The following is a 3,928-nucleotide window of genomic DNA, read 5'->3' as shown; positions in this document are numbered from 1 at the left end:
CAGGGCGATACCTTGCGTAGCGCCCGCGCGCAGCGTGATTCGACACTTGAGGAGGCTTCGCGGCTGACCCAGGAGCGAGCGACGTTTGCGGCAAAGCAGAGCGAGGCGGCCACGGTCGAGGCGCGGTTGCGAGAGCTTGCTGTGCGACGTGGCGAGCTGGCCAAAGCGCTAAAGACGGCTGTGGATGACGACCAGGCAGCATCGGTTCGAACCCAGCAGCGCGTCACTGCTCTGAATCGCACCGTTGCCGCGCATCAGGCGACGCTCGCCCGCAAGGAAGCAATTCTTGGCGCGACTTCGAAACGCGATGAAGCGCAGTTGCTGATCACTCGCGAGGAGGCGTGGCTGGAACCTCTGCAGCGGCTCATTGCTGAGCTTGAAGCGAAACAGGTGACGCACGCTACGCTCCAGACGGCGCTCTCCGGGCTGATGACGGAAGGGCAGACCAAGGCCGCTCATTTCGATACGGTCACGAAGCAGGCTGCGGTTGTCGATCAGGTGCCCTGTGTTGGTCACGCGATGCATGCGCAGTGTCCGTTGCTGTCTCAGGCGCTGGTGGCCAGGACGCAAGCAGAGGTTCAGCGCGTTTCGGTTGCCGATCTTCGCGCAAAGTACCGCGAGAAGAAAGCGCAGGCAGACGCACTCGCACCGGTTGTTGCTGAACTGGCTGCGAAGCGCAATGACCTGAAGGCGCTGAACGAGCTGATCAGCACGGCACGTCGGACCTTGCAGACAGCGACGGAACTCGCTGCGAGCAAGCCGCTTCTTGATGCTGCTGCCGCCGGACTGGAAACCGCGAATGCGGAACTCAGGACGGTTGCAGAAGAAAGCACTGCGCGTACTGCCAGATTCGAGTCTGAAAAGACCGGGATGAACGCAGAGATCGCCAGGATTCAGGAAGAGTCGAACCAACTCGCAGCCGTCGACGTGACGGCGGCAATTGCGGAGACTGACCGGAAGCTGGCTGCCAATCGCGAGGCTGTTGCGGCACTGGATGGACGGATCGAAGCATTGATCCGCTCGCAGACGGTTCTACAGGCCGAAGCGGACGCGCTGGGCGTCGATCTGGACCGGTTCTCGGCTACGCAACAGCGTGCTGATCGCCTGTCGGGAGAGATTGCGCGCTGGAAGCTGCTCGCCAGGGGTCTCGGTAACGACGGTGTCGTTGCCCTGACGATTGACGACGCGGGGCCCGCCTTGGCCAATACCGTGAACGAGCTGCTTCTGGCTTGCTACGGGATGCGGTTCACGGTCGAGATCCGTACGCAGCGTGCGCTCGCTAGCGGCGAGATGCGCGAGGGTTTCGAAATCCTCGTACACGACGCCGAAGCCGACAGCACGAAGTCTGTAACCGTGATGTCTGGCGGGCAAAAAGTCTGGATCGTTTTTCATCTCGCAGACGCCCGACCTGGTAAGCGAAGCCGATGCCGTTATCGACGTAGAGGCGCTGGCAGCCTGAACGTCATTTTCTTCCGACCCTGTGGGGAACACCCCCATAGGGGCGTTCCCTCGCCGCTTTTCAACGAGGAACGCCATGCAATCCAATCGAAATTTCCATGCACCTGTAATCCGCGCACCGGAACCACGCATACCTACGGCCTGAACGGCACGCTCCTGCATGACGTTCTCGTCGACGGCAAGTGGGCGACGGTGCAAGCGGGTACCCCCAACTGATTCGCGTCCCGCGTGAGCGGGGCGTGCTCCTTTTCCCAAGGAATCACCATGCAAAACCTACTGATGCTGCTGATCGCGGCAGGTAGTTCGTCGTTGTGCGCGTGCACGACTCAACCGGCACACGCTGCAGGTCTGCGGCCCGTGGTTGTGGTCCAGAGGCCGAAAGGTGAACCGGGCGACTTCACGATCTGCCCTGACGGCAGAGTGCTCGTCTATCCGGCGAGCCATCCAAAGTCCTGCTCCTGAGGCGTCGAAAATGAACACCGCACAGCAAATCAAAGCCGCCGCAAAGCGCATGCAAGACGCGGGCGTAGTCATCGATTCCGAAGCGGGCACCGCCCGGTTAGACATTGACGCGCGCTCGTTGGAAGGCATTCCCGACGAAGGCGTGTTCTTTCTCGAAGGCGAAGCCGCCGCAAACCTGATTTCCGAAGCCCAAGCCTACGCCGAAGGCGTCACGTTCGACGAGGCGTTAGCTTTTGTCGTCGAAGGGTACCTGGACAATTACAAAGAAGAAGCTCCACGCATGGCGAAAACCGTGCGCGAAGCCATCAACGCCGAATTCTGGTGCGGCCTTAACGCAGAAATTGCGGGAATTGAAGCCGACTGCGTTGTCGGCGAAGCCGTCGTTAACTTGCTGACTGACGTTCAAGCGATCTGCACGCGCCTCTATGCGGAAGACGGGGGCGCCATGGAGTCGCACTACGTCCTGCAAATGAAGGACGTCGCGCTTCGTCAATGCAACTGTTGGTATTTCGGCTAGTGTCCTTGATCCCTTTGCCGGGGAGTCGAGGCTTTGCGCGGTATACGTACGGAGGTTCTTATATGAAGAAGCAGATCACCATTTCTGCACTGATCGGTGCTCTTGTCGCTGCCGGCATGCTGTGGGAGCAGCCTACATTCGGTGCCACGCCCGACATTCAGGTGGCGTTCTCGCCCGATGGCGGCTCGTACAACTATAGCCAGACTGCGGCCACGCGTGAATTCAGAAAACGTGCTGGTGCTCTCGAATCATCCCGAGATCGCCAAGGCCTATCTGGATAACTGGAATCGCGTCACTGCGCTGGGCGAGGCGTTTCACGCCCGTTAAGGCATAGCTGTTCATTTTTTACCCCGCGGGTAAGCGATCCCGCCGGGGTCGCTCCGCATTCACTTGTGGAGTTTCTATGTCCGAAGCAGCAATTCCTGGCGCTTTTCCCGCACGGTTCGAGACGGAATCTGAAGCGATGAAGTACATCGAGGGTCAGCCGACGTGTCCGAATGAAGTTCGCCCGTGGGTGCGCAACACGAACCGGGTGGCGGGAGAGAAGGAATTTCTCGTCATCGGTGGCAGACCGACTCCCGGCCGGGGGGCAGTGCGATGAGTGCGGCGCTTACTGAGCCGAGCTGGCTTTCGGCATATGCGGCCGGCCAAAAGCAGGGTTGGGCACAGGCTGTCATGGCCTACGCCGACTACTACTGCGTTGACGGCAGTGCCGATGACGATCCCGATATCGAGGAACGTCTGATCATGCATCGCCCGCCGATGGTGGGCTATGCAAGCCGTACCGGGACGCGTCGCAATCTCGAGGCGCTCTCCGATGCGGACTGGCGTCTTCTGGTCTCAGCCAAAGGCGAACACCGCACCGAAGGTATGCGCTATGCGATTGATAACGGTGCATGGACTGCGTATCAGCGTGGCGAGCCGTTCGATGAATCCGCGTTTCTCGCGGTCGTCGAAAAACTCGGCGAGCGCGCGGACTGGATCGTCCTCCCGGACATCGTGCAGGGAGGGCTCGCGTCGCTGGAGTTTTCCTTGCGCTGGAAGGAACGTCTTCGGGGAATTCCGTCTCAGATGCTCATCGCAGTACAGAACGGGATGCAACTGGACGACGTCGCGCCCTTCCTGTCGCCCGTCGTTGGGATTTTCATCGGCGGATCGACCGAGTGGAAGGAGGCAACGGCAGACGCGTGGGGCTTGCTCGCGCGTAGGCGCAATTGTCATCTCCATGTCGGTCGCGTCAATTCGGCTCGTCGTATCCGCATCTGCGCTGCAGCGGGCGCCGACAGCTTCGACGGCAGCGGCCCGAGCCGCTTTTCGAACGCGTTGCCACGCCTGGATCGCGCAACCCGGCAACCTGATCTTTTTGCGGCGGCCGACCAGTCGCTCGAAGAGGCGAAGGCTGCAAGTTTCGGTCTGACGTTGTAGTCGCTTTTTCTCTTAAGCCCTTTCGGGAGTCGTCCCGAAAGGGCGCTCCCATATTCTGTGGAGCAA

Annotated in this window: 5 protein-coding genes; all 5 read left to right on the top strand. The window is 60.5% G+C overall.

All coding sequences use genetic code 11. The features are described from left to right. The coding region (locus P0D89_RS51390; protein ID WP_459252685.1) for a coiled-coil domain-containing protein at window positions 1–1,674 on the top strand (1,674 nt) is incomplete at its 5' end. A gap of 48 nt (window positions 1,675–1,722) precedes the next feature. After that, complete coding sequence (locus tag P0D89_RS51385) at window positions 1,723–1,920, top strand: hypothetical protein (RefSeq protein ID WP_408370598.1); 198 nt, start codon at window positions 1,723–1,725, stop codon at window positions 1,918–1,920. Window positions 1,921–1,930: 10 nt separating this feature from the next. Further along, the gene (locus P0D89_RS51380; protein ID WP_408370596.1) at window positions 1,931–2,437 is read left to right on the top strand and encodes a hypothetical protein; all 507 of its coding nucleotides are present in this window, start codon (window positions 1,931–1,933) and stop codon (window positions 2,435–2,437) included. A gap of 62 nt (window positions 2,438–2,499) precedes the next feature. Next, a complete protein-coding gene (locus P0D89_RS51375) occupies window positions 2,500–2,718 on the top strand; it encodes a hypothetical protein (protein ID WP_408370594.1) in 219 nt (72 codons plus the stop codon). Between the two features lie 394 nt (window positions 2,719–3,112). Next, a complete protein-coding gene (locus P0D89_RS51370; protein ID WP_408370593.1) occupies window positions 3,113–3,862 on the top strand; it encodes a hypothetical protein in 750 nt (249 codons plus the stop codon). Window positions 3,863–3,928: the final 66 nt, after the last annotated feature.

The organism is Paraburkholderia sp. RL18-085-BIA-A, assembly GCF_046027075.1.
Lineage (GTDB): Bacteria > Pseudomonadota > Gammaproteobacteria > Burkholderiales > Burkholderiaceae > Paraburkholderia.
Note: the sequence above shows the minus strand (reverse complement) of the source record. Positions and strands in the feature narration are given on the sequence as shown.